Here is a 22,816-nt window from a genome sequence, read left to right as displayed (position 1 = left end):
CGCGCCACACTGAACTGCCTGTCGGCTGTGGTCGCACAGTTTCTCTGAGCTAGGTCCATCTGACCCCCACTCGGCCGGTGTCGTACGCCCACATCGCGATCTCGACCCTGTTTCGGGCCCCGATTTTCGTCAGCAGGCTGGCGACGTGGGTCTTGGCGGTCGTCAAGCCGATGAACAGCTCGGCGGCGATCTCGGCGTTCGTGCGGCCACGGGCGACCAGCGTCAGCACCTCCTGCTCGCGTTCGGTGAGCGGCTCGATCGGTTGGGTCCGTCGGCTCGACGGCTCCCTGGCAGCGAGGGAGGCCAGCAGCCGCCGGGTGATGTTCGGCGCGATCAGGGCATCGCCGATGGCGGCGGCGTGGACGGCCTGGACGAGCAGCGGCGGCCCGGCGTCCTTGAGCAGAAAGCCTCGGGCGCCGGCCCGGAGCGCACCGTGGACGTACTCGTCGAGGTCGAATGTCGTGATCACCACCACCGCGATCGGGTCCGGGACGCCCCGCCCTGCGAGGAGCTTGGTCACCTCGATGCCGTCGAGCCCAGGCATCTGGATGTCGACCAGGCACACGTCCGGGCGGAGCCGATGCGCAAGCTCGACGGCGGCGTGGCCGTCGGCGGCCTGGCCGACGACCTCGATGTCGGGCTGCGCGTCAAGGATCATCGACAGGCCGGTGCGCACCAGATCTTGGTCGTCGGCCACCAGCACGCGTACCGTCATCGGCGTACCTTCGTCGGCAGTTCGGCGTCGACCGTCCACCCGCGCTCGGGCGCCGGCCCGGCACGTAGCGTGCCGCCGAGCAGCTGCACGCGCTCGGTCATTCCCAGCAGCCCGAAGCCGTGGTTCACCGACCGTGCCGAGTCGATCTGTCCGTCGTCGGTCACGTGTAGTCGCAGCCTTCCCGCGCCCTCTACGACCCGGATCTCCACACGCGAGGCGTCGCGGGCGTGCCGCAGGGCGTTGGTCAGTGCCTCTTGCGCCAGCCGGTAGACCGCCGCGTCGACCTGGGGCGGAAGGTCGTCCAGGTCATCTGGCAACTCCACGTCGACGACCGGGATCGGGGCGCGTCGGGCGAGGGACACCAGGTCGGCAACGCCGGGCTGGGGGGCGTGCTCCGCCGGCGCTCCGTCGCGGAGCACCCGGACCATCGCCCGCATCTCCGCGAGCGTTCGCGACGCTTCCCCTTCGATGACCGCCAGCGCCTCGAGCGCCGCTTCAGGTCGCTGCCCGGCGATCGCCCGGCCCGCCTGCGCCTGCACAGCGATCGCCGAGACGTGGTGGGCGACGATGTCGTGCAGCTCGCGCGCGAGGCCGACCCGCTCCTGGCTCCGGCTCTGGTCCAACGCCCGGCGCCAGCTCTCGGCGCGGTAGCGGAACGCCGCTCCGCCCGTCGCCGCCGCCAGGACGGCGAACCCGCCGAAGACGTCGGCGGGCCCGGTGTAGTCGGCGACCGTACCGATTCCCGCAGCGACCGCCACCACCGCCAGCCCGATCACGATCTCGCGCCCTGAGCCCCAGCGGACCAGCGCGTAGACGAGCACCAGGAGATAGATCATCGTGTCGAGGCCCACGCTCGGGGCCCCGCCCAGCAAGCTCGCCAGCCCCAACGCCATCGCGGCGCCGAAGGCCACCACGACACAGGCCAACGGGTGGGTACGCCGCCACAGCAGCACCGGCGCAAGTCCGACCGCCACGATCGTCGCCAACGGCCGCCAGGCGACGTCGTCCTGGAGGACTCCCTCGAGCAGCGCCGTCACCATCAACGCCCCGACCAGCACCCAGTCGCGCGGCACCCGCGCGGGAGCGTCCGGGGCGCGGGGCTCGGTCCACAGCGAGCTAAGGCCGTTGGTGGTCACAGGCCAAGCCTAGGTACCGCCGAGGCGTCGGGGACCGACCGAAAGAACGAGACGCCGCTTCTCCCAGTGGCCGAGGCGGGTCCGGCCTCGACGCCGATGTGCTCGCCGCCGGGCTCAGCGATTGTGGGTCCACCAGTCCTCACCACACCAACGGAGCCTGCGATGAGAACACGTCAACCCACCAAGACCGCACTGGAAGACCAGCGGATTCCGGTGAGAGCCAAGCTCGTCGCAGCGTGGACGAGCTTCATGTTCCTGTACGTCTACGTGGACATCATCGCCTTCTTCAAGCCCGGCGTCATCGATGACATCGAGGTCGGCGTCGTCTGGGAGTTCGACGTCAGCCAGACGTTGCTGACCACCTTCCTCGCGCTCATGGCGATCCCGATCCTCATGGTCGTGCTGTCGATGACGCTGCCCGCTCGGGCGAACCGCATCACGAACCTCATCGTGGCCTCGGTGCAGATCCCCTACGCGGCATTCAACGTGGTGGGCGAGTCTTGGACGTACTTCTACGGCCTTGGCGTCGCACTGGAAGTGATCGTTCTCGCCCTCATCCTGCGGTACGCCTGGACCTGGCCCCGCACCGCACCGTCGGCGACCAGCCCGGACCGTGGAACCCCGGCGATAGCACGATAGACGGCAGCGCGGCCGTCGACGTCGATGCCGCGGCGCCGAAGCTCGACCTGCAGCATGCCCTGGGAACACCGATCAAACCGGTCATGACAGCGGAAGCACTGTGGACAGCTCGCGCAGACTCTCCACGCGGATGACGCCAGTCGGCGGAGAGAGCGATGTGCCCCCGGCCCCGGATTCAGGCATCGCCCGATCCAACCAGACGGGGATCAGACCGGCGTCCCGGGAACCCACCGCGTCCGCGTCCATGTCGTCGCCTACAAATGCCGTCTCCGCAGGGCGGTGACCCAGCGTCAGGCATGCGGCGAAGAACGCCGCGGCGGCGGGTTTGCGGTGGCCGCACGACTCACTCGTGGTCAACGCGCCCACGCCAGGAACATCCATGGCGCGCAATTTCGCGGCCTGCTGTTCGGTGTTGCCGTTGCTCAGGACACCGATGCTGACGCCGCTCGAGCGCAGTTCCGCGATGGTTGGCCGGACGTCGCTGAACGGTGCCCAGGCATCGCGGTAGGCCGCACCGTAGACCTCGAACAACCGTTCTGGCTCATCATGCTTGCCGACTGACACGCCGAACGCGCGACGGAAGTGAGCAAGGCGCTCGACCCGCTGTTCCTCGAAGGACAGGCGACCCGCGAGATACTGGTCGAAGTAGGTGCGTTCGAGTCGGAACCACAGATCGAGCGCCGAGTCGAACAACGTGTCGGCGATGCGCAACTCGTGGAGCAGTTCGCGTAGCGCGGTGCCTGCGGCGGATCGGTGATCGAGAAGCGTGCCGTCAAGATCAAACAGGACGGCTCGAACTGATGGCACCCTACGCATCAGCGGCACGGAGTGCTGGGCAGTGCCACAGCCGCGACTGGGATGTCCCGTGGTCCACGACCGGCGTGAAGCCAGACGTCTGCGCAGTCCAATGCATGCCCTGTTCCCCCCATGAATGCACTGCTGTCGAACAGCCTCTGCCCCCATCGAACACGTCGACTGCGGGCTTCAGCCATCCAGCCGTCGTACGACCCCGCCGCGTGCCGCTGCAACCCTGACGAAGCGCAGCGCGACCACATGTTCATGTCGCTGAAACCAACGCGGTGCCCGCGCTGAATAGCGTGTCGCCATCCTCGACGAGATTGATCCATTCATCGGAACGGCTGCCACCTCACTGCCTGCGGCGCAGGGGCTGGCGGCCACTTGGTGGTGGCCGAAAGCGCAGGTCGGCAACACCCACCCCGGCGCCACGTCCCCGCTCGGCATGGTGTCCGCGTGCGCCTACTCCGGTGCCTATCCGACTGGCTACGGCCTCTACATGAAGAACACCGAGGGGCAGCCGGAGGAGCTGTTCGACCGGCTGCAGGCGTCCGGGTTCACGCACTTTCAACAGTCCGGCACAGGGGCGATACGCAAGTACTACAACTACGTGCGGGTGACCCCGATGGTGCAGCAGCTGGACGTCCTCGGCGAGGCCTGGCCGCTGCACGACGAGACCGCTGAAGCCGGGTACTACGCGGCTACCCTCGACACCGGCATTCGGTGTGAGGTAACTGTCGGCGCCAAGGTCGCTGTCCACCGATACGTCTTTCCTGAGCATCGCAGCGCACGGGTCGTCGTCGACCTGTCCTGCGGCGGGCTGGCCATCGACCTCGGCCGCACTGTGCCGCTGCGGGCGCAAGTGGAAAACCTCGGCAACGGCCGCGCCCAGGGAACGGTGGTCGTCGAAGGCGTGCCGCTGTCGGTGTACATCAAGGTCGAGAGTCCGGGCTGGCGGCAGATGCTCTGGCACGACCGCCGGCTGATCGAGGGTGGCACGCGGCTCGACTTCGACCGCATCAGGCAGACCACGTTGCGCCCGTTCGGGATGCTCTACATGGGTCCCACCACCGCAGGGCAGAGCATCGAGATCCAGATCGGATTTTCTTTGCGCGGCTGCGAACAGGCCCGGGAGAACTTGTATCGCGAGTGCGGTGAGGGGGCGACGGCGTTCGACGCCGTCCGGACGCAGACCAGGGCTCGGTGGCGGGACCACGTGGGCCGGGTGGAGGTCGAGGGCGGGTCGCCCGCCAGGCGGCAGGTGTTCGCCACGGCCCTGTACCACTCTCTGATCAAGCCGTGCTTCGCCGACGACGAGAGCCCGTTCTGGCCGTCCTCGGGGCCCTTCGTGTTCGACATCTGCACGATGTGGGACATCTACAAGACACAGCTGCCGTTGCTCATCGCCATCTGCCCGGACCGGGCGGTCGATCTTCTGGAGTCGCTGATCCGGGTCTGCGAGGAGGAAGGCAACTTCCCCATCGGATATCGGATGGCTCGTGGTGCGGACAGGTTCTTCCGGCAGGCGAGCGCGTTGGTCCACACCGCGCTGGCCGACGTGCACGCCCTCGGCCTCGGCGACCTGGATTGGACCTGGGCGCTGGTGCACATGTACGACGACCTGCGCCGGATGTACGGCGAAGACTTCTACGAGCACGGTGTCGTGCACCCGATCTCGCACACGCTCGACCTCGCCTACGCCTGTTACTGCACCTCCGGTGTCGCCCGGACACTGAACGACGTTCAGCTCGCCGACGACCTCGACGCGCGCAGCCGCCTGTGGTCCAACGCGTTCGACCGGGACACCGGCCTGCTTCTCGACTCGTCGTTCTACGAGGGCGGCAAGTGGAACTACTCGTTCCGGCTGCTGCACGACATGGCCGCGAGAATCGCGATGGTCGGTGGGAACGAAGCCTTCGTCAGCACACTCGACGCGTTTTTCGGCTACGGCGCCCCGCGCGTGGTGCAGCCCGGCAAGCGGCCCGGATCGGCGGAGATGGCGGCCGGCTACCTGCTGAACCGGTTTGAAGGGCTGAACAACGAGCCGGACATGGAAGCGCCGTGGTCCTACCACTACGCGGCTCGGCCGGACCGCACAGCCGAAATCGTGCACGCGGCGCTGACCTGGCAGTTCGGCACCGGTCGCGGCGGACTGCCGGGCAACGACGACTCGGGCGGGCTGAGCTCCTGGTACGTGTGGGCCTCGCTCGGTCTGTTCCCGGTCGCCGGGCAGAACCTGTTCCTCGTCAACGCGCCTGCCTTCCGCCACGCCACTCTGCACCTCGGGGACCGCGATTTCGTCATCGAGACGCGTGGTCACCGCGAGACGTCCATCAGTTCCGACGGGTTGGACGCGGACCCGCCGCCGCAGTACGTGCAGTCCGCCCGGCTGGACGGCAAACCACTGGATGCGGCGCATCTGCGCGCATCCGACGTCCACGCCGGCGGCCGGCTGCTGCTCGAACTCGGCCCGCAGCCCTCGGAGTGGGGACGCAAGATCCTGCCGCCATCAGTGTCCGATCCGCTCGGAAAGGGGGCTCGCACATGAGCAGGCCAAGCCGTCGTCTCGTCATCGTGGTCCGGGCCGACCCAGTCATCTGCGGTCACTCCGGAGAAGCCCGCAACCTGGCCGAGGTCGCGCTCACCCGCGGCTTCGACGACGTCCGGTTGCTGACCTGGCCGATACCCGTGCTGCAGGCGGCAGGCCTGCCGCTCAAGCCGCTGGATCGGATCCTGCCCTACAGCGAGGGCATCACCGTGGAGCGGCCCGGGCCGGTCGGCGACTACCGAGTGCCCGACGGCCGGCACCTGGCCGGGCTGACGGGACGCCTGGTCGAACTGCTCGCCGAGCCGGTCCCGACCACGTGCGTGTCGATGTACCTCGCTCCCCACGACGCCGTGGTCCGCGACGCCGTCGACGCGGCCCGCGCGGCCGGCTACGCACCTGACGTCCACACCATCGCGAAGGCGGTCGGCTCGGACGTCACCAACGTGATCCGCTCGTGCCTGCGCGAGAGGCGCTTCGGGGCGGCCGTGGTCCTGTTCACCCGGTTCCTCGCCAACGACCAGGTGATCGCCGTGTCGGAGTACACCAGGCAGGAGATCATCGCCTGCGCAGAGGCCATCGACACGCACTGCGGCACCCGGTTCGCCCGCCAGTGCGTGCGCCGGATATCGGTCAGCTACCCGCCGATCGACACCTCGGCATACCTCGACCTCGATCCGGCGCTCGTGGACATCGCCCTGAAGCGACGCGGCCTGGAACGCGACGGGTACGTGTTGTTCCTGTCCCGGGTGACACGGGCGAAAGGCATCTACGACCTGGTGGACGCGTTCACCCGGAGCCAGGCGCAGTCACGGCTGAAGCTCGTGGTCGCCGGTAACGGCCCCGAACTGGAGCACGTCCAGGCGATCACTCAGCACAACGATCGGATCCTCTTCCTCACCGACGTGGAGGACGAGGAAAAGCCGCTGCTGATGAACGGCTGCGCCGTGTACGCGCTGCCGACCAAGCCCGAACCGGACTTCGTCGAGACCTTCGGCATCGCGCTGACCGAGAAGATGCTCGCAGGCGGCGGGCCGGTGATCACGACCACCACCGGAGGCGTCGGCGAAGCGGTGGGCGAGACGGCCATCCTCGTCGAGGCGGGGAATCCCGACCACATCGCCGCTGCGATCGACCGGGTGGTGCTCGACATGTCAGCCGAGGAACGGCAGCTCATGGCGGACCGAGCACGCGAGTACGCCCTGTCTTTCGACCGCGTCCGGGTGTTCGACAGCCTCTTCCCCACGTCCAACCCGGCTGTCGTTCTGACGGGATGAACCCGTGGGTCCCCCAGCAGCCTCGCGGTTCGGCAGGGGGTGCGCTAACGGAGGAGCCTCCTCAGGCGAAATCGAGGTGAGGAGGCGTCATGAACCTTCGAGTGCACCTCGCCGAGCACGGGGCGGACGCCGAGCGCCTTGACCAGGTGACGGGTTACCTGCGTCAGGATCTGCTCCAACTGGATGTGCAGGCGGTGACCGCGCTCCGCGCCGGTCCGCCGCCGGAGGGTTCCCGCGCGCTGGACGTGGCGACGGTGGGCGGGCTGCTGGTGACACTCGGGCAGTCCACGACGGCGCTGCAGACGATCGTGACCGCGATCCGGAGCTGGCTGCACCGGGGCACCCCGGTGCAGCGCGCGGTGCGGGTGGAGATCGACGGCGACGTCCTGGAGCTGGCCGACGCGTCGACTGAGGACCAGGACGAACTGATCGCGCTGTTCATCAGCAGGCACACCTGATGAGCAAGCGGCTGGCGCTGATCATCGCCAACTCTCTCTACGACCACGAGGGATTGAGCCGCTTGCGCTCCCCGGCGGCCGACGCCGAGGCGCTGGCCGAGGTGCTGGGCGATCGCCGTGTCAGCGAGTTCTCGGTGGAAGTGGTGCGCGACGAGACGGCGAGCGTCGTGCAGGAACGGGTGGAAGACCTGTTCCTCGAAGGTGAGCCGGACGACGTGCTGCTGCTGCACTTCTCGTGCCACGGGGTGAAGAGCGAGTCGGGCGAGTTGTTCTTCGCCGCGCGCAACACCCGGCCGAATCGCCTCGGCTCGACGGCGGTGCCCGCGGACTTCGTGCGGCGATGCATGCGGCAGAGCCGGTCGCGCAGCATCGTGCTGCTGCTGGACTGCTGCTATGGCGGGGCGTTCAGCGAGGGTGTGGCGGTGCGGGCGGCCGGTGACGTGGACGTTCTGTCCACGTTGTCCGGTGGCCGGGGCAGGGCAGTGATCACGGCGTCGAACGCGATGGAGTACGCCTTCGAGGGCGACCACCTCGCCGAGGACCACGCCCCAGCGCCGTCCGTGTTCACCTCGGCGCTCGTGCGGGGGTTGTCGACGGGCGAGGCCGACCGGGACGAGGACGGCCTGATCTCGTTGAACGAGCTGTACGACTACGTGTTCGAGCGGGTACGGCAGGAGAACCCGAACCAGACGCCGTCGCGGGACATCGAGATGCAGGGCGAGCTGTACCTGGCGCGCTCAGGGCGGCGGAGGATCAAGCCCGCCGCGATGCCGGCCGATCTGGCAGCGGCGGTGGCGGATCCGAACATGTTCACGAGGCTGGGTGCGGTGGCGGAGCTGCGGTCGAGGTTGTCCAGCGGCAACCTCGAGGTCGCGGCCGGTGCGCAGCTGGCGTTGACGCAGATGGCGAGCACGGACATCAGCACTGTGGCCGGGGCGGCGGCCGCCGCGTTGAGCGACGCGATGATCCAACCGAGTGTGTCGGTGCTGCGGTTCTCCACGCCTGGTCCGCAGGCGGTTGTGCTGCGCGGTCCCCCGCTGGCGCGGGCGGTGACGGTGACAGCGTCGGAGCCGTGGATCCGGGTCGCGCTGGTCGAGGACGAGATCAGCGTGTCGCTGCAGCAGGCTGCCCCCGCGTCGGAGGGACGGATCGAGATCAGCGGGCCGACGGGGAACGCGGTCGTCACCGTGCTGTCCGAGGCCGCGAAGCCCGTCGACGTACCCACAGTGGTGCGGCAGGCGACCGTGAGCCGCCCGGTCGTGCCGGGGCCGCCGATGTCCGCGGGTCCGGTGCCGTCGGCAGGGCGGTCGGAGCAGGGCGGTCAGCGCAGGCCTGTCGAGGATCCGCCGAAGCAGTCCGGCCCGGACACCGATGCCGTCAACCTCGTGCCCCGCTGCGCAGCGATGGTGCTGGGAGCCGCTGCCCTGTTGCTGCTGGCGGTGCCGACCGACTACCGCTACGGCGACCCGATGCTGGTCAATCGCCCGACGCTCTGGTGCTACTTCGTGTCGCTCGGGCTGGCGGCGCTCGTCGGGGGTCTCAGTGTGCTGCAGCCGCGCGCTCGCGCGGTGGGCGCCGGAGTGCTCCTGGCAGCGGGGTCACTCGCGTTGGCCGGCCTGTCAATGGTGTTGTTCGAACCGATCTACTCAGAGAGTTTCGAACCCTACGACCTGGCGTACTACATGGGCGCCGTCGCCATGTTGTTGCTGATCGGGGCCGCACTGGTGGCTGTGGGGATCGTGCGCCGTGTGCCCGGCGCGTCGTTCGTCGCGCCCACACCGCCGTGGTACTCGGTGGTGCTCACCCTGTCCGGGCTGGCGGTGTCGGCCGTGCTGGTGTGGAAGGCGTCGATGATCACCGCGGACGACCTCGTCTGGGCCGGGCTGGCGTACGGCGCGGCGCTGGGGGCTCCATTCGTACCCTGGCTCGCGGCGCGGGCACGACCGGCGCAGCTGGTCTCAGGCATGGTGGCGACCTGGGCCGTACTCCTGGTCGTGCTCTCCATGATGCCGTTCGGGTTCGCGACCCCCAGTTACCTGATCATGGTGCCGGTGCTGGTGGTCGTCGGGCTCACCGTGCCGTCGCGTGCTCGTCGCCGTTGACCGCCGGTTTGCGGATCTGTCGAGTGAAGGTGCGACCGGAGGACACTGGGGTGAGGCCCCGGTTGTGCCTCACCCCAGGCGGTTTCAGCGGGGCGAGTACATCCAGGGGTGCTTGAGGTCGAAGAACTTCGGGGGTTCTGCGTCCAGCGCCTGCATCTCGTCCATCTGGGCCTTGAGCTCCGGGGGCGGCTCCTTCTGCTCGCCCTTGCGCGCGTCGGCTTCGTTGGTGAAGAACAATTCCATGGCGTACCGGCCGTCGGTGAAGTTGGCGCCGACGCTGCCGAGGATGTCCGGGCGGTACTCGGCCCACTTGTCCGCGTTCTCCATGCTCAGGTCCAGGCCTCTGGTCGCGTCGGTCGCGCGGCCTTCGATGATCTGCACGAACTGGGCCTTCGTCGGGTCGCCCGGCGTGTCCTCGGTTACTCGCTCGCTGTCGAGGAACTCCGCGCCTTGGGGGAACAACCTGGATGTTTCCGCCCACCAGGCGCCCTGCTCCGCCCGGTTGCTGTTCTCCTGGGCGTGCTCTGGCGTGTCGAACCGGACGAAGCACACGCAGGTGCCGTCGTCGGTCACGCCGCAGGTCGAACCCAGCCAGCCCGTCGCGCCGGGGGCCAGGTCCTGCATCCACTTGTCCAACTGGGCGTGCAATCGCTCGGCGTCGGACACCTTGCCCTGCACTACCTGCACAAACATGGTGAGCCTCCGATCCCGCCGCAGCCCGGCCGGCGGTGGTCGGGTCTGCGCAGCCACCGACCATACGACCGCCTCGAGTCCACCGCTCGCCGATCATCGGACGTCAGGCGTGGACGCTTTGAGGGAGTCGGCGGTGCGCGTTGCGAGCGAGGAGGAGGATGGGCCGGGTCATGATCGAATCTTCTGCTGCGGTGCGCGCGTGGCTGGACTCCGCGCTGGTGAGTGCGAGCTACACCGGGTTCGGCTACGAGTCCGCGATGCACCTTCAGGCGCCTGAGGTGACCCAGATCGGTGCGGCGTGGGATCGCTTCACGCCGCCCGAGCTCTACCTGCAGGCGAGGGCACCTCGGGTCCAGCCCCATGTCTCGCGAGCGGTGCACGTGGAGCACTACCCGCTCGGATGACGCGCTCTCAGTCGAGGTCGAACGGGTTGCTCGTTTGCAGCCACTTCGACCGTTGGTCGTCGAAGAGGCCGTCCGGCACGTCGTCCAGCGGCAGCGGCTGATCGGCCTGGTGACCGTTGGCGCATTGGGCGAACGGGCCGGTGACCGGGTCCATCAGCGCCCGCATGTGCGGGTCGACGTGGTGCAGCCACCAGTTCGACATTCCCAACGAAGGGTCGAAGCGCAGGAACTCCCAGGCACGCCAGATCGAGTCCAGTCTGGACAGCGCCTGGGCGTGCCGGAACCAGGACGGGCACCACACGCGCCCGGAGTTCGGACCGGACAGCGGGACGAGGTAGCTGAACCTGTCGGTGACGAACTCGAGGACGTTCGGGTAGAAGAGCTGGCCCTCGTTCGCGGTGCCTAGTTCGTCTTGCTGGATTTCGGCGGGCGACTCGCCGTCTTCCTCGCCGGGGAGTTTTGCTGCCATTCGGGGTCTGTTCCTATCCGGTGGGTTGCTGCTGCCGCCTCGGCGTGGCGGCCGAGCCGTTCGAGCACCGTGACCAGGGTGGCCACAGCCGACTTCAAGTTGGCTTGGTAGTAACGCGGATCCTGGTCGACCAGGCGCCGGTATGCGCTGAGCGCGGCCCTTGCGGGCGCTTCGGCACGCGCGGCTCGGCGCACGTCGTGCCGCCCGCACAGGCTCAGCACCTTGGCCAGGTGCAGTTGCCGCCAGGCGACCTTCCGCGGTTCGTCGTCCGCCAACGCCTGGCAGAGTTCCTCGGCTTCGAGGGCGGTGTGCCAGGCTGCGGTGACCTCGCCCGTCATCGCCTGCCCGCGTGCCAGACGCACGAGTCCCATGTAGAGGTCGTTGTCCGGGCTCCGGCGGTCCCGTCGCAAGCGCACCTCGTGCTCGGCGATCCGGACGGACTCGCGGAATCTGCTCGTCATCTGCAACGCACGGGACAGTTCCGCGCACGTGTTGGCCAACACGGCCGCCTCGTCGTCATCGGTGGCAGCCAGTGCCGCGCGCAGCTCATATGCCTGCCACAGCGTGGCCGCCGCTAAATCGGGGGTGCTGGAGTTCAGGTAGCTGGTGCCGATGTGGTGCAGACAGGAGGCCAGTCGGCCTTGCTGTTCCGGGCCGGCAGAGGCGAGCCGCCGGTAGAGCGGAAGGGCTTGGCGCAGCAGGATTCGCTCGGCTACTGGCCGGTCGTGGTGCCAGTACCACTCGGACAGGTCGTAGAGCGCGTCGGCGCGGAGGCTGAGGAACTCGTCGGGCAAGGCGTCGACGGCTGCCGCGTGGGACCGCAGCGCGTCGAGGTGGCGGATCAGCTCTTCGCCGAGGTCGCGCTTCCACTTGACCTGTTCCGCGGTACGGCTCACCGCGCGCAGCAAGCCGCCTGCTCGCGTGAGTGCGGCAGGGAGGTCGTGGTCGGGACGGTCGCGGATGGCGCGTTGGGTCAGCCGGTGCATGACCACCACGGTGTTGTTCGTGCCGGCGAACTCGACCAGCGACGCGTCGAACAGGGCGGCCAGAGCGTCGTCGGCTTCGGCGTTCGACTCGGTGGTGAGCAGGTCGCGCGAGACGCCGTCCGGGGAGAGGACGCTGAGCAGGTCGAGCAACTTCGCCGGCGTCTCGTCGGCGGTGAAAGGCTCTACCGCGAGCAGGATCGCCTTTGCCGCGCCGTGCGGATACGGGTTACCGGGTACCGCGGTGAGCAGCTTGTCCACGGAGACGCTCTGGTGGCGACGCAGGTAGGTGGCGTAGTCGTGGTCGATCCGGACGACGCGGGCGGCGGCCTGCGCCAGGGCCAGCGGCAGGTAGCCCAGCTCGCGGGCGAGCTTGCGGGCGCCGGCGACGTCCGGCAGGCCGGTGCTGTCGGTGAGGAACCGCACGGCGGTGTCCGGGCTGAACAGCTCCACCGGGACCCTGGTGCCCAACTGGTCGATCGCATGGCTCGCGCTGGTCAGCACGATCTGCGCGCTGCCGGTCGCGGGCAGGTGCGGGACGACGTGCGCGGGATCGGTGACGTTGTCGAACACCAGCAACGCGGGCTCACGCAGCGTCTGGAGATGGTTGCGGACCCGCGCGGTGGTCAGCTCGGCGGTGTCCCCGGCGCGGCGCAGCCCCAGTGCGTCGGCGAGCTCTCCCAGACCGGCCAGGACCAGGCTCTCGGACTGGGCTGGGAACCAGGCCACCAGCCAGCCGTCCTCGATCCGCTGGCGCGCGTAGGCACCGACCGCCTGGGTCTTCCCGACGCCGCGCAGGCCGGTCACCGTGCACACCACGGCTATCGACCCCGCGGCGACGTTGGAGAGAGCACGCAGGGTTTCGACTGGCGGCTGGAAGTGTTGCGGTGCCCGCGGTACGGGTCCCACCACCACCTGTCCGCCGCGATCGACAGGGGCGGGCGTCGGGGCGCTCGGCTCCTCGATGACCCGCGCTGGTGCCGATGCCTCACGGCCGGCCCACCAGCCGAGCGGCGACAGGACGAGCGCGCTGGGGATGGCCGCGATGCTGAGCGCGTTGTCGGTCTCCATGCCCAACGGGAAGTCGCAGAGCCACCACCCGAAGACGAACACCGCGGCACCGACGACAAGCGTGACGGCCCACTTCATCGCTCGCGGCATCCACCAACCCCAACGCATCGACCGAAAACGGTCTGCACCGGGAGAAGATCTTACCGCAACGCCCGGTCCGGCAGGTTCCTGCCGTGAGGGCTTGATCGCCCTTTCTCGTGCTTACGATCGCCGGATGAGGGATCGGCGCGGAACCGGTTCGGCGGCCCACCTGGGACCTGAGCACGGTGACCTGGTGCCGCGCGGCGTTGGTCCCAGGGCAACGGTTTACGCGGGTGTTCGCGCCGGTACCGGGGAGGCTGTCGCGCTCAAGGTGCTGAGCGCCAGGTTGCCGCGTCGTACCCGTGCCGAGGTTGAGCGGGAGCTTGGGCGGCTTGCGGCGTTGCGCGGCAGGGTTTCCGTGTTGGTTGCGGACGCGGTTGAGGATCTCGGGGATCGCACCGCGTTGCGGATGGAGTTGTGCACGCAGTCGCTGGCCGATGTGGTGGAGGAGGAAGGGCCGCTGCCGGTCGCGGAGGTGATCGACCTCGGGCGGACTCTGGCCGAGGCGCTCGCGGCTGCGCACGAGGTTGGTGTGGTGCACGGGGGTGTTGCGCCGGGCAACGTGTTGTTCCGGCCGTCGGGTGAGGCTGTGCTTTCGGACTTCGGTGTCGCGTTGCGCCTGGTGTTTCCGCACGCGGGTGGTGACGGGATCGATTTGCTTGCGCCGGAGACGTTGGAGCGCGGTGTCGCCGACGAGCGGTCTGACTTCTACGGGCTGGGTGTTGTGTTGTACCTGGCGTTGTCCGGGTTGTCGCCGCATCCCGCGCGGCTCGGGGAGCATCCGGACGACCGGAAGCTGCGCGTGCTCGGGTCCACCGTGCCGCGGCCGGATCGGGCCGACCTGCCCGATGAGCTCGCTGAGCTGGTCAGGGCGTTGCTGGCGAAGGATCCGGCGATTCGGCCCGGCAGCATGCGGGACGTGGCGTCGTGGCTCGGCAAGCTGTCCGCGGTGCCCGCTCCGGTTGTCCGGCCACAGGGGACGCCGGTGCTCGTTTCCGCGCCGGGCACGACTGCGCGGAAGCATCCCGCGTTGCCGGTGATCGGTGGTGCGGCTGGGGTGTTCGCCGTTGTGGCGCTGGGCGTGTTGCTGATGCGCACTGATCCTCCGGTGCGTGGCGGTGCGCCTACGGCCACGCCCAGTTCGTCGGCGAAGGCCGTTGTTGTGCAGATGAGTGAGCCGGTCGACCGCGTCAACCGGGTGGATCTGCGGTGGGAGAGCCAGGAACAGCTGGAGTTCGCCGTGGTGGTCGCGGCGGAGGGGGAGCAGCCGAAGGTCGTGCTGGCCAAGCAGAACCGCTCGCTCGAGGTCGAGGTGGACCCGGTGCGCAAGTACTGCTTTCTCGTGCAGGGCACCGACGGCACCCAGGTCTACGAGAGCAGGCCGAAGTCGTTGCGGGGCGCTACCTGCAAGTTCTAGTGGCGCGGCCCAGAACGTTGCCGAGCGAATTCGCGGTCAGACGGGTGCCACGAGGCGTTCTGCTGACCGTGAGTTCACCGCCAAAGTTCTGGGTTGCGCCACTAGGCCTTCAGGGTGCGCGGGTCCACGGCGGCTCGTACGCGGGCCGGCAGTCCGCGTTGACGGAGGCCGCGCCGGACCTCTCGCACTGCGGCCCAGGCGTGGTCGCCGAGGTGCGGACCGGGGGCGGTGCCGGACCACATTGCGATGTCCATTGTGGACGCCAGTGTGCGCATGCCGTTCGCGGTGGCCGGTAGGCCCGCTTCCGCTGCGGCCGCGGCCATCTCCAACGGCGTCATTCCCGCCGTGTGTCGCACTCGATGCTCGCGCAGCCGGTCGCGCGCCTCCAGCCACGCGCCGTGCACGGCGGCACTTCCCGGCTGACGGCGCCGCAGGCGGGCTCTGACCCACTTCGCACCCGGCACCCCGGCGAGCCAGGCGAGCACGAGTGCCGCGACCGTGATCAGCGTGGTGAGCAGCGGGAACGGCTGGTGCTCGGCATCGGCCGGAGCGGACGTGCCCGGCGCCACCGGCGGGTCCACCGGGGCAGGCGGCAGTTGGTCCCGAGCGTTCTGGGTCGCGGCGGTCAGGCCGTTGTCCTTGCCGGCGCCGCGTGGTGCCGCACCGGCCGGGTCCAGCGGTACCCAGCCGACGCCGGCGACCGCCACCTCTGGCCACACCAGCACGTCGCCGTTGTGCACGACGTACTCGCCGCCGGATTTGCGTTCCGGGGTGCGGTAACCGACGACCAGGCGGGCCGGGATGCCGAGCGTCCTCGCCAGCACCACGTACGCGGCGGCGAACTGCTCGCTCGTGCCTTCCTTGGTGTCCAGCAGGAACCGGCGCAGCTGCGGCCAGCTGTGGCCGCCAGGGCCGTCCACCCGCCGGTAGTTCTCCCGGAGGAACCTTTCGAGCTGCAACGCCGACGTGAAGCTGGAGCGGACGCCCTTGACCGCCCCGGCCGCGAGCTCGGTGACGCCGGGCGGCGGTGAGCCGATGCCCCCGAGGCCGCCCCGGCGGGGATCGATCGCGAAACCGTCGAGCGATCCGCCGACCGTCGGCTCCCACCAGCTGAGCCCGTAGCCGACGTCCGTCCTCAGTGGACTCTCGGCGAGCAGGCTGCCCTCGGTTTCCTCGACCAGCGGGTCGGCTCCGCGCACGGCGGCCGGCCAGGTCTGGCTCGGCAGCCACCTCGTTTCCGGTTCGCGCAGGCTGATCACGGCGTCCCTGCGCTGCACCGGAACGTGGAGATCGGGCGGTTCGAGCTCGGTGCCGAGCCTGCGGTACCGGCTGCCCGGCGCCCAGGTGACGCCGTCGTAGGTGTCGAGCACGACGATCGGCCACCGGTCGGGCACGCACTCGTCGCACGACGGCCGCACGCTGAACACCGGCGCGTCCGGACGCGCGTGCCGGTGGCCGACCTCGTCGAGCGGACTGGTCATCCTGGCGGACACCGGCACGAGCTGGTCCTGCTTGAGCGAGTACGCGGGGCCGGGCATCGGCACGAGCAGGCCGATCACCACCACGACCGCGGTGACCACCAGCGGCGCGGGCAGGAACGCCTGCGCTGACTGGTGTTCGTCCGACGGGCGGGTGACCACGAACAGGATTGCGGCCACGGCGACGTAGGAGAGCGCGGCCACCACGGCGGCCAGTCCGGTGAGAGCACCGAACAGTTGGCTCAGCACGACGACGAGGAAGCTGGGCACCAGTGCCAACACCGGTTTCTGCAGGCGCAGCACGATTTCCAGGCCGAACACGCACGCCGGCACCACGAGCAGCGGCACGAACAGCATGAGCCCCGCTTCTGGCCGGGCCGGCCACGTCGACTGCAGGGTGAGCTGCCAGGACTCGGTGGCGCCCTCCGCGAGCTGGGTGAGCGTCGTCAACGTGGGGAGTCCGGCGACGGTCGTCGGGAACAGCAGCACTTCCACGACGGCCAGCAGTCCGGCGAGCGTGACGACGAGTGGGCGCCACGAAACAAGTGACTGGCACAGCAATGCGGCAACAGCGGTCACCACCGCGACGACCGCGATGACCGGAAGCAGCGCACCCACACCGAAAACCGGCGCGAAGCACAGTCCGGCCACGGTGGCGGCGAGGACTACCAGCGCGACGGGCAGCTTCACGTCCGCACCTCGTTCCACAGCGCCACCACCGCGGTGGCATCAGCGGCGGCCAGCACTCGAACACCCGGAACGTGACCGGCATTCGGTGCGAGAGCGAGCAGGAAGATCGAGGAGTACCGGGAGCGGAGCCCGGAGAGCTCGGAGACGTCAGCCGTCCCGGACGTCACCACGGCCAGGCAGCCTCCCTGGTGCCGGACTGTCGACCACAGCGTGCCCGCGTTTCCCTGCTGCACCAAGCAGAGCTGGTCGAGCAACTGCCGTGCCGCCAACGGTCCGCCCGCCGTCGCGAGGTCCGTGCCGCACGACGTCAGCAACCTGGCGTGGTGCCCGGCGAGCGCGGCGGACCGCAGCAGTGAGGCGGCGACGTCCACCGCCTCCTCGAAAGCGAAAACGGAGGCGCGGGTGTCGAGCACGACGGTGAGCCGCGGCTGGTCCGGATCGGCGGATTCCTTGACCATCAACGTGCCGGTGCGCGCGGTCGCCTTCCAGTGGATGTCGCGCACCTCGTCGCCCGGCTGGTACTCGCGCAGCTCACGAAGATCGAGCGAACCGCGCAGGTGCTCGTTCGCCCGGCCTTCATGGTGGTGGCGCGGGAAGCCGCCAGTGCGCGCCAACGCGGGGTACGAGCGCGGGTGCACCCACAGCGTCACCGTGTCGCCGACGGTCAAACTGTTGCGCGCCAAGCCGAACGGATCGGTGCGGGACAACGTCAGCGGACCGACCGGCATCCGTCCGCGCACCGGCGTCGGCAGGTGGTAGTCGTACGGCCGCGAGGCGCCCGGTGCCAGGCCGTGCACCTGGACCGCGCGTTCGAACCCACCAGCGGTGTCGAGCGCGAGGAACCCGCGTTGCCACCGAGCGGAACTGTTGTGCACCTTCAGCTTTCCCAACGCCTGCGAACCCCGCTCGACCCGGTCCGGGTACACGTCCCGCGTCACCTCGACGCCCACGCGCCGGAACGTCACGAGCACCGCGGCCACCACCGCGACCAGCCCGGCCGCAGCCAGCAGCAGGAACAACGGGTAGCGCCCCCAGAACCCGGCTGCGCCAAGGAACAGCGACACGACGAGCACCGCGGTGCCCCGCAAGGTCAGTCGCATGATCTAGCGGCCCGCGGCGCTCATCGTCGGTGCCGGCGTGGTCGCGAGCACCTCCGCGACGACGTCCGCGGCGGACCGCTGCTTCAGCTCGGCCTCCGCGGTGAGCACGAGCCGATGCGCAAGCGCCGGCACGGCAACGTATTTGATGTCGTCGGCGGTCACGAACGAACGACCCGCGGTCGCCGCCAGTGCCTGCGCTGCCCGCACCAGCGCGATGCTGCCGCGTGGGCTCGCACCGAACCGCACCGACGCGTGCAGCCGGGTCGCGGCACAGATCCTGGCCGCGTACTCGCAGATCGCCCCGTCGACGAACAGCCCGCGCACCTCGTTGATCGCCTCCACCAGCTCGGCGATCTGGACCACGGGGTGCAGCCGGTCGGCGTCCATGCCGGTGCAGTTGTTCATGATGATCGACACCTCGTCGGCGAGGTCCGGATAGCCGACCGACAGCCGCAGCAGGAACCGGTCGAGCTGCGCTTCCGGCAGCCGGTAGGTGCCCTCCATCTCGATGGGGTTCTGCGTTGCCACCACGAGAAACGGCGACGGCACCTCGTGCGACACCCCGTCGACGGTGACGTGGCGCTCCGACATCACCTCGAGCATCGCCGCCTGGGTCTTCGGCGTGCCGCGGTTGATCTCGTCGGCCACGACGACGTTCGCGAAGACCGCGCCGGGGTGGAAGGTGAACTGCTCGTCCTTCTGGTGGTAGACGGTCACGCCGGTGATGTCGCCGGGCAGCAGGTCGGGGGTGAACTGGATGCGGCTCCAGCTCCCACCGATGCTGCGCGCGAGGCACCGCGCGAGCGTCGTCTTGCCCAGTCCCGGCACGTCCTCGACGAGCAGGTGCCCTTCGGCGAGCAGCGCGACGATCGCCAGCCGCACGACGTCCGGCTTGCCCCTCACCACGAGCTGGACGTTGGCGGAGATCGCCGAGAACACCGCGGCCGCACGCATCTGGTTCATTCCGTCCACCTCAGGGGATTCGATCGCACGCCGTCGGCCGTGACCCACACGGTGTGGCCGGCGCCGTGGTAGTAGAAGGCGTCGAGCACCGCGGAACCCTGCTCATCGGTCGTGAGGCTGTGGCCGGGGTTCGAGTAGCCGGAGTCGGACGAGTGCGGGTCGACCTTGTACCGCGTCTCCGCCTCGAAGCCGGTCATGACGATGTGCATCCAGTAGCAGTCCGGCCGGCCGCACTCCGGTGCGAGCGCGCCCTTGCTGAGACTGATCTTCTTCGTGCTCGGTGGCGGCGCCTGGCGGGCCGTCGCCGGCGCTCCCCGGCCCGCGCTGTTCTGCGCGACCACGGTGACCGTGAACGGGTGGTCCGTGCCCTGCCAGATGCCTTTGACCACATAGGACAGCGTGCCGCCGGGCACCGAGGCCGAGCCGGATCGGCCGCCCTCGCTCTGCCACGAGATGTGATACGCCGTCACCGGTGCGCCGTTGGCGGGCGCCGCACCCCACGTCACCGTCGCGTCGACCTGCTTCGTCGTGATGGCGATGGCGAGGTTCTGCGGCATGCCGGGCGGGGTCACCGGAATCGGCGGCGGGGGCGGCGGCTTGGGCTGGTTGGTGCGCACGGGCGGTGGCACCGGCTTGACCGTGTTCGGCGGCGCCACCGGCTTGTCCCCCTGAGGCTGGGGCTGGGCTTGCGGCGGTGCCGGCTGCTTCGGCTCCTCCGGCTTCGCGCCGATGACGGGAACCTGTTGCAGGGAACCGTGCTTGTCCACGACCACGACGTGCTTGCCCTCGCCGCCGTCGACGTACACGCGGGCGTCCTCGCCGCGGACGATCTCGGGCTTGCCCTTCTCCGCGGGGATCGCCGTGGACTGCTTCTGGCGGCCCTCGACGTCGTAGGTGCGCACCGAGTTGTTCTTGTGGTCGAGCAGCACGATGGACTCACCACTGACCGACGGCCCGTCGTACTCACCGGCCGGAAGCGGCACGGTCGTCGCGGCAGGACGTTGTTGGGCGAGGGCGCCCTTCTCGTCGACGCGGGCTTCCACGAGGTGCATGCGGTTCGCGGACGGATCGAGCACCGCCAGCCTGCCTGCGGCGTCCACTGGAGCGATCCGAGCGTTCGGCGGCGCGTCGACGCCGAGCTTGACGGCGGCGCCAAGGCCCTTCGCCTCGACCACGCTCATCGTGTCGGCGGTGGTGTCGACGAACACGACCTTGCCGCTGCTGACGGTGAGGCTGCCGGCGTGTCCTGGCTGCGCGGCGGCAGAACAGTCGAGCGCGCCGGCACCCCGTGCGATCTTGCAGATCTTCCCGGAGTCCGTGCGGTGCACCCACACCGTGCCGTCGCTGGTCGTGACCGGCGGCCCGACCGGGCCCTCGGCGGACATCACCTTCGGCTCCAGGCCGAGGCGCACGATCTGGCCGCTCTGCCGGAAGACCGAGTAGGCCCCGCCCGCGGTCTCGATCGTCACCGGCCGCTCGCCCTTCACGGGCGCGGGCACCGTCGCCTCCACCGACAGAGTCGACTTGCCGAAGATCGTCACGTCGTCCTTGCCGACGACGTAGCCGCGGGTCCCGTCCTGCACGACCTGGCTGCCGGGCGTGACGGGCACGGACACCTGCGCGTCGGGCTTCTTGGTCCCGCCGTCCACGCGGACCACCAGACCGAGGTCGGGGTTCGCGATCCAGTGCCCGGACGGGATGAACTCGAGGCCGGGCACCTGCTTCGCGGCACCCGTCAGCACCAGCGTCGCGGTGGCGACGACGGCGATGACGAGGCCCAGCAGTGGCCAGCGGGAGTGCTTGCGCTCACTCACACGGCGAAGGTTATTGACGCCGGTACACAAAACATTCGGCATCGGTACATTCACGAAAACGCGATCTCGAAGATCGCCCCGCCGGTCGCGGACCGGTAGATCCCGAGCGTGCCGCCGTGCGCGTGCACGATCCGTTGCACCAGGTAGAGGCCCAGCCCCGTCGACCCACCGGTGCTGCTGAACCGCTGGAGCGCCTGCTGCGCGGCCGCGGGATCCAGCCCCGGTCCCTCGTCGGCGACCACGACCCGGCCGTTGCCGACGCTGACGTGCACGACGGCGGCGGCGTCCGGCAGGTGGCCGTGCTGGATGGCGTTGCCGATCAGGTTCTCGACCGCGCGACCGATCATGTCCGGATCGGCGTCCACCCTCGTCGGCGCGGCGGTGAAGGTGATGCGGGCGCCGTCCGCGGGGATGTCCTCGACGACGGCGGAGACTAGCTGGTCGAGCTGCACCGACTGGATGGCGAGCTGCTGCACGCCGGCCTCGAACTTGGCGTGCATCAGCTGCGTGCCGACGATCCCGCCCATCCGCTTGGCCAGCCGCACGATGCGCGGCAACACCTTGCCCATGCTCCCCGGATTGCGCATCGCGGTGTCCGCGAGCGCACGCAGCCCGGTGACCGGCCTCCTCAGGTCGTGCGCGATTCCGTTGAGCATCTCCTCGTGCTGTTCGAGCGCGATGGCCGCGGGCCTGATCGCGAGCTTGGAGAGGACGTGGCCGGTGCCGCCGAGTGCGCCGATGAGGATCACGCAGCCCAGTGCCACGAGCAGCACACGCCGGTCGTGGCGGTCTTTTTCCTGTTGCGCGTCAACGTGTGCGACGACCGCGCCGACGTACGGGCCGTTCGCACTGATGAACGGCTGTGCGTAGACCCGGACGAGTTTGCCGTCCACCGCGCGCACATAGGCGCTCTGCGGCACACGCGCATGCACCGCGTCAGCGGCAAGTTCGCTCAGCACGGCCAGATCGACGTCCACACAGGGCGCACCGCTCAGATACGGGTCGAACCGTCCGTCGCCGGCGGGGAGCACGGCGAACTGCGGGCACTCGACCGTGATCGAGTCACCGAAGAGCGCGCTCGTGTTGAGCTTGTCGCCCGTGAACGCCAGCTGCCGCACCACCAGCGGGGGAACCCTGCGCAGGTCGGCGTCGAGCGCCTGTTCGCCCTTCTGCTCGTCGAGGTCGAGCATGAGCCACGCGACGAGCAGCACCCCGGCCGCGTTCAACGCGGTGAAGAGTCCGGTGAGCAGCCACCTCAGTCCGCGCAGCCGCGCCGCGGCCCCGGTTGTCACCGCTGGCTCTCCAGGCGGAACCCGACACCGCGCACGGTGTGGATCAGCTCCGGTTCGAGCAGCTTCTGCCGCAGTCGTTTGACGACCTTGTCGACGACGTTGGACATCGGGTCGGTGCTGGTGTCCCAGCAGTGCTCGATCAACTCCGCCCTGGTCACGGTCGTGCCCGCCCGCGCGACGAGGTGTTCGAGCACGGCGAACTCCTTGTGGCTCAGGGTGAGCAGCACCCCGGCCCGGCGCGTCTCCCGGCGCGCGCAGTCGACCTCGAGGTCCGCGTGGCGCAGCACGGACGGGCGAGCACGGCCGGCCCTGCGGCACAGCGCCTGGACGCGCGCGGTCACCACGGCCAGGTCGCACGGCTTGACCACGTAGTCGTCACCGCCGTGGTCGAACCCGGCCACCCGGTCGGTGACGCTGTCCAGCTGGGTCAGGAACAACACCGGCGTGGCCCAGCCCTCCTTGCGCCTGCGGTGCACGTACGTGATCGAGTCGCCGTCGGGCAACAGCCGGTCGAACACCACGCAGTCGTAGTCGGTGCCGGTCAGCGCTCGGTCGGCGCCCGCGATGTCCGCCACGTCGTCGACGTGGAAGCCCGCAGCCTCCAGCTCGACGACGAGTGCGACGCGCGTGTCCTCGTAGTCCTCCACGATCAGCACGCGCGCCGGGACCCCTCCCGGCGGCAGTGTCGTCAAAT

At 69.5% G+C, this 22,816-nt stretch carries 19 protein-coding genes; 7 read left to right on the top strand and 12 right to left on the bottom strand.

What is annotated here, in order from left to right:
* Positions 1-49: 49 nt before the first annotated feature.
* Both DI276_RS20435 and DI276_RS20430 read right to left on the bottom strand, forming a co-directional pair.
* On the bottom strand, positions 50-715 hold the full coding sequence (locus tag DI276_RS20435) for a response regulator (RefSeq protein ID WP_112265697.1): 666 nt from the start codon (positions 713-715) through the stop codon (positions 50-52).
* Entirely contained in the window at positions 712-1,851 is a 1,140-nt protein-coding gene (locus tag DI276_RS20430) for a sensor histidine kinase (protein ID WP_112265695.1), read from the bottom strand. The genes DI276_RS20435 and DI276_RS20430 overlap by 4 nt, the downstream gene beginning before the upstream one ends.
* A 162-nt stretch (positions 1,852-2,013) precedes the next feature.
* Here DI276_RS20430 and DI276_RS20425 point away from each other — a divergent pair, with 162 nt between their 5' ends.
* Positions 2,014-2,490 (top strand): DUF6326 family protein, encoded by a 477-nt coding sequence (locus DI276_RS20425; protein WP_112265693.1) that lies wholly within the window; start codon positions 2,014-2,016, stop codon positions 2,488-2,490.
* Between the two features lie 81 nt (positions 2,491-2,571).
* On the opposite strand, the gene DI276_RS20420 is transcribed toward DI276_RS20425, so the two are convergent.
* Positions 2,572-3,306 carry an HAD family hydrolase gene (locus DI276_RS20420; RefSeq protein WP_232836792.1) on the bottom strand — a complete coding sequence of 245 codons (735 nt, stop codon included), beginning with the start codon at positions 3,304-3,306 and terminating at the stop codon, positions 2,572-2,574.
* A 289-nt stretch (positions 3,307-3,595) separates the two neighbouring features.
* Here DI276_RS20420 and DI276_RS20415 point away from each other — a divergent pair, with 289 nt between their 5' ends.
* From DI276_RS20415 to DI276_RS20400, 4 genes are all read left to right on the top strand, one after another.
* Entirely contained in the window at positions 3,596-5,833 is a 2,238-nt protein-coding gene (locus DI276_RS20415) for a glycoside hydrolase domain-containing protein (protein ID WP_157984839.1), read from the top strand.
* Positions 5,830-7,107: a glycosyltransferase gene (locus DI276_RS20410; protein ID WP_112265687.1), complete on the top strand. Its 1,278-nt coding sequence runs from the start codon at positions 5,830-5,832 to the stop codon at positions 7,105-7,107. Before DI276_RS20415 ends, DI276_RS20410 begins: the two co-directional genes overlap by 4 nt.
* An 89-nt stretch (positions 7,108-7,196) precedes the next feature.
* The gene (locus DI276_RS20405) at positions 7,197-7,565 is read left to right on the top strand and encodes a hypothetical protein (RefSeq protein WP_112265685.1); all 369 of its coding nucleotides are present in this window, start codon (positions 7,197-7,199) and stop codon (positions 7,563-7,565) included.
* Positions 7,565-9,667, top strand: coding sequence for a caspase, EACC1-associated type (locus DI276_RS20400; RefSeq protein WP_232836783.1), 2,103 nt, complete (start codon positions 7,565-7,567; stop codon positions 9,665-9,667). Before DI276_RS20405 ends, DI276_RS20400 begins: the two co-directional genes overlap by 1 nt.
* Before the next feature lie 84 nt (positions 9,668-9,751).
* Here DI276_RS20400 and DI276_RS20395 read toward each other — a convergent pair whose 3' ends face one another.
* Complete coding sequence (locus DI276_RS20395; protein ID WP_157984829.1) at positions 9,752-10,360, bottom strand: hypothetical protein; 609 nt, start codon at positions 10,358-10,360, stop codon at positions 9,752-9,754.
* Positions 10,361-10,530: 170 nt separating this feature from the next.
* Between DI276_RS20395 and DI276_RS20390 the strand changes: the two genes are divergently transcribed.
* Positions 10,531-10,764, top strand: coding sequence for a hypothetical protein (locus DI276_RS20390; protein ID WP_232836782.1), 234 nt, complete (start codon positions 10,531-10,533; stop codon positions 10,762-10,764).
* Between the two features lie 7 nt (positions 10,765-10,771).
* Here the strand turns inward: DI276_RS20390 and DI276_RS20385 are convergent, their stop codons facing one another.
* Both DI276_RS20385 and DI276_RS20380 read right to left on the bottom strand, forming a co-directional pair.
* Positions 10,772-11,233: a DUF4913 domain-containing protein gene (locus tag DI276_RS20385; RefSeq protein WP_112265677.1), complete on the bottom strand. Its 462-nt coding sequence runs from the start codon at positions 11,231-11,233 to the stop codon at positions 10,772-10,774.
* Positions 11,167-13,377 (bottom strand): DUF7779 domain-containing protein, encoded by a 2,211-nt coding sequence (locus DI276_RS20380; protein WP_157984828.1) that lies wholly within the window; start codon positions 13,375-13,377, stop codon positions 11,167-11,169. Before DI276_RS20380 ends, DI276_RS20385 begins: the two co-directional genes overlap by 67 nt.
* Positions 13,378-13,501: 124 nt before the next feature.
* Between DI276_RS20380 and DI276_RS20375 the strand changes: the two genes are divergently transcribed.
* Positions 13,502-14,785, top strand: a complete 1,284-nt coding sequence (locus tag DI276_RS20375) for a serine/threonine protein kinase (RefSeq protein WP_112265673.1) — start codon at positions 13,502-13,504, stop codon at positions 14,783-14,785.
* 101 nt (positions 14,786-14,886) lie between these two features.
* On the opposite strand, the gene DI276_RS20370 is transcribed toward DI276_RS20375, so the two are convergent.
* Genes DI276_RS20370 through DI276_RS20345 form a run of 6 tightly spaced genes read right to left on the bottom strand, consistent with a single transcriptional unit; the run spans position 14,887 to position 22,775 of the window.
* Positions 14,887-16,953 carry a transglutaminase family protein gene (locus tag DI276_RS20370; RefSeq protein ID WP_157984827.1) on the bottom strand — a complete coding sequence of 689 codons (2,067 nt, stop codon included), beginning with the start codon at positions 16,951-16,953 and terminating at the stop codon, positions 14,887-14,889.
* The gene (locus tag DI276_RS20365) at positions 16,950-18,053 is read right to left on the bottom strand and encodes a DUF58 domain-containing protein (RefSeq protein WP_112265669.1); all 1,104 of its coding nucleotides are present in this window, start codon (positions 18,051-18,053) and stop codon (positions 16,950-16,952) included. Before DI276_RS20365 ends, DI276_RS20370 begins: the two co-directional genes overlap by 4 nt.
* A 3-nt stretch (positions 18,054-18,056) precedes the next feature.
* Positions 18,057-19,016 carry an AAA family ATPase gene (locus DI276_RS20360; RefSeq protein WP_232836781.1) on the bottom strand — a complete coding sequence of 320 codons (960 nt, stop codon included), beginning with the start codon at positions 19,014-19,016 and terminating at the stop codon, positions 18,057-18,059.
* Positions 19,013-20,830, bottom strand: coding sequence for a fibronectin type III domain-containing protein (locus DI276_RS20355; RefSeq protein WP_112265667.1), 1,818 nt, complete (start codon positions 20,828-20,830; stop codon positions 19,013-19,015). Before DI276_RS20355 ends, DI276_RS20360 begins: the two co-directional genes overlap by 4 nt.
* 50 nt (positions 20,831-20,880) lie before the next feature.
* Positions 20,881-22,122 (bottom strand): sensor histidine kinase, encoded by a 1,242-nt coding sequence (locus tag DI276_RS20350; protein ID WP_112265665.1) that lies wholly within the window; start codon positions 22,120-22,122, stop codon positions 20,881-20,883.
* Positions 22,119-22,775 (bottom strand): response regulator transcription factor, encoded by a 657-nt coding sequence (locus tag DI276_RS20345; RefSeq protein WP_112265803.1) that lies wholly within the window; start codon positions 22,773-22,775, stop codon positions 22,119-22,121. The genes DI276_RS20350 and DI276_RS20345 overlap by 4 nt, the downstream gene beginning before the upstream one ends.
* Positions 22,776-22,816 lie beyond the last annotated feature (41 nt).

This window comes from Lentzea terrae (assembly GCF_003265345.1).
Lineage (GTDB): Bacteria > Actinomycetota > Actinomycetes > Mycobacteriales > Pseudonocardiaceae > Lentzea > Lentzea terrae.
This window is presented reverse-complemented; position numbering and strand designations above follow the sequence as displayed.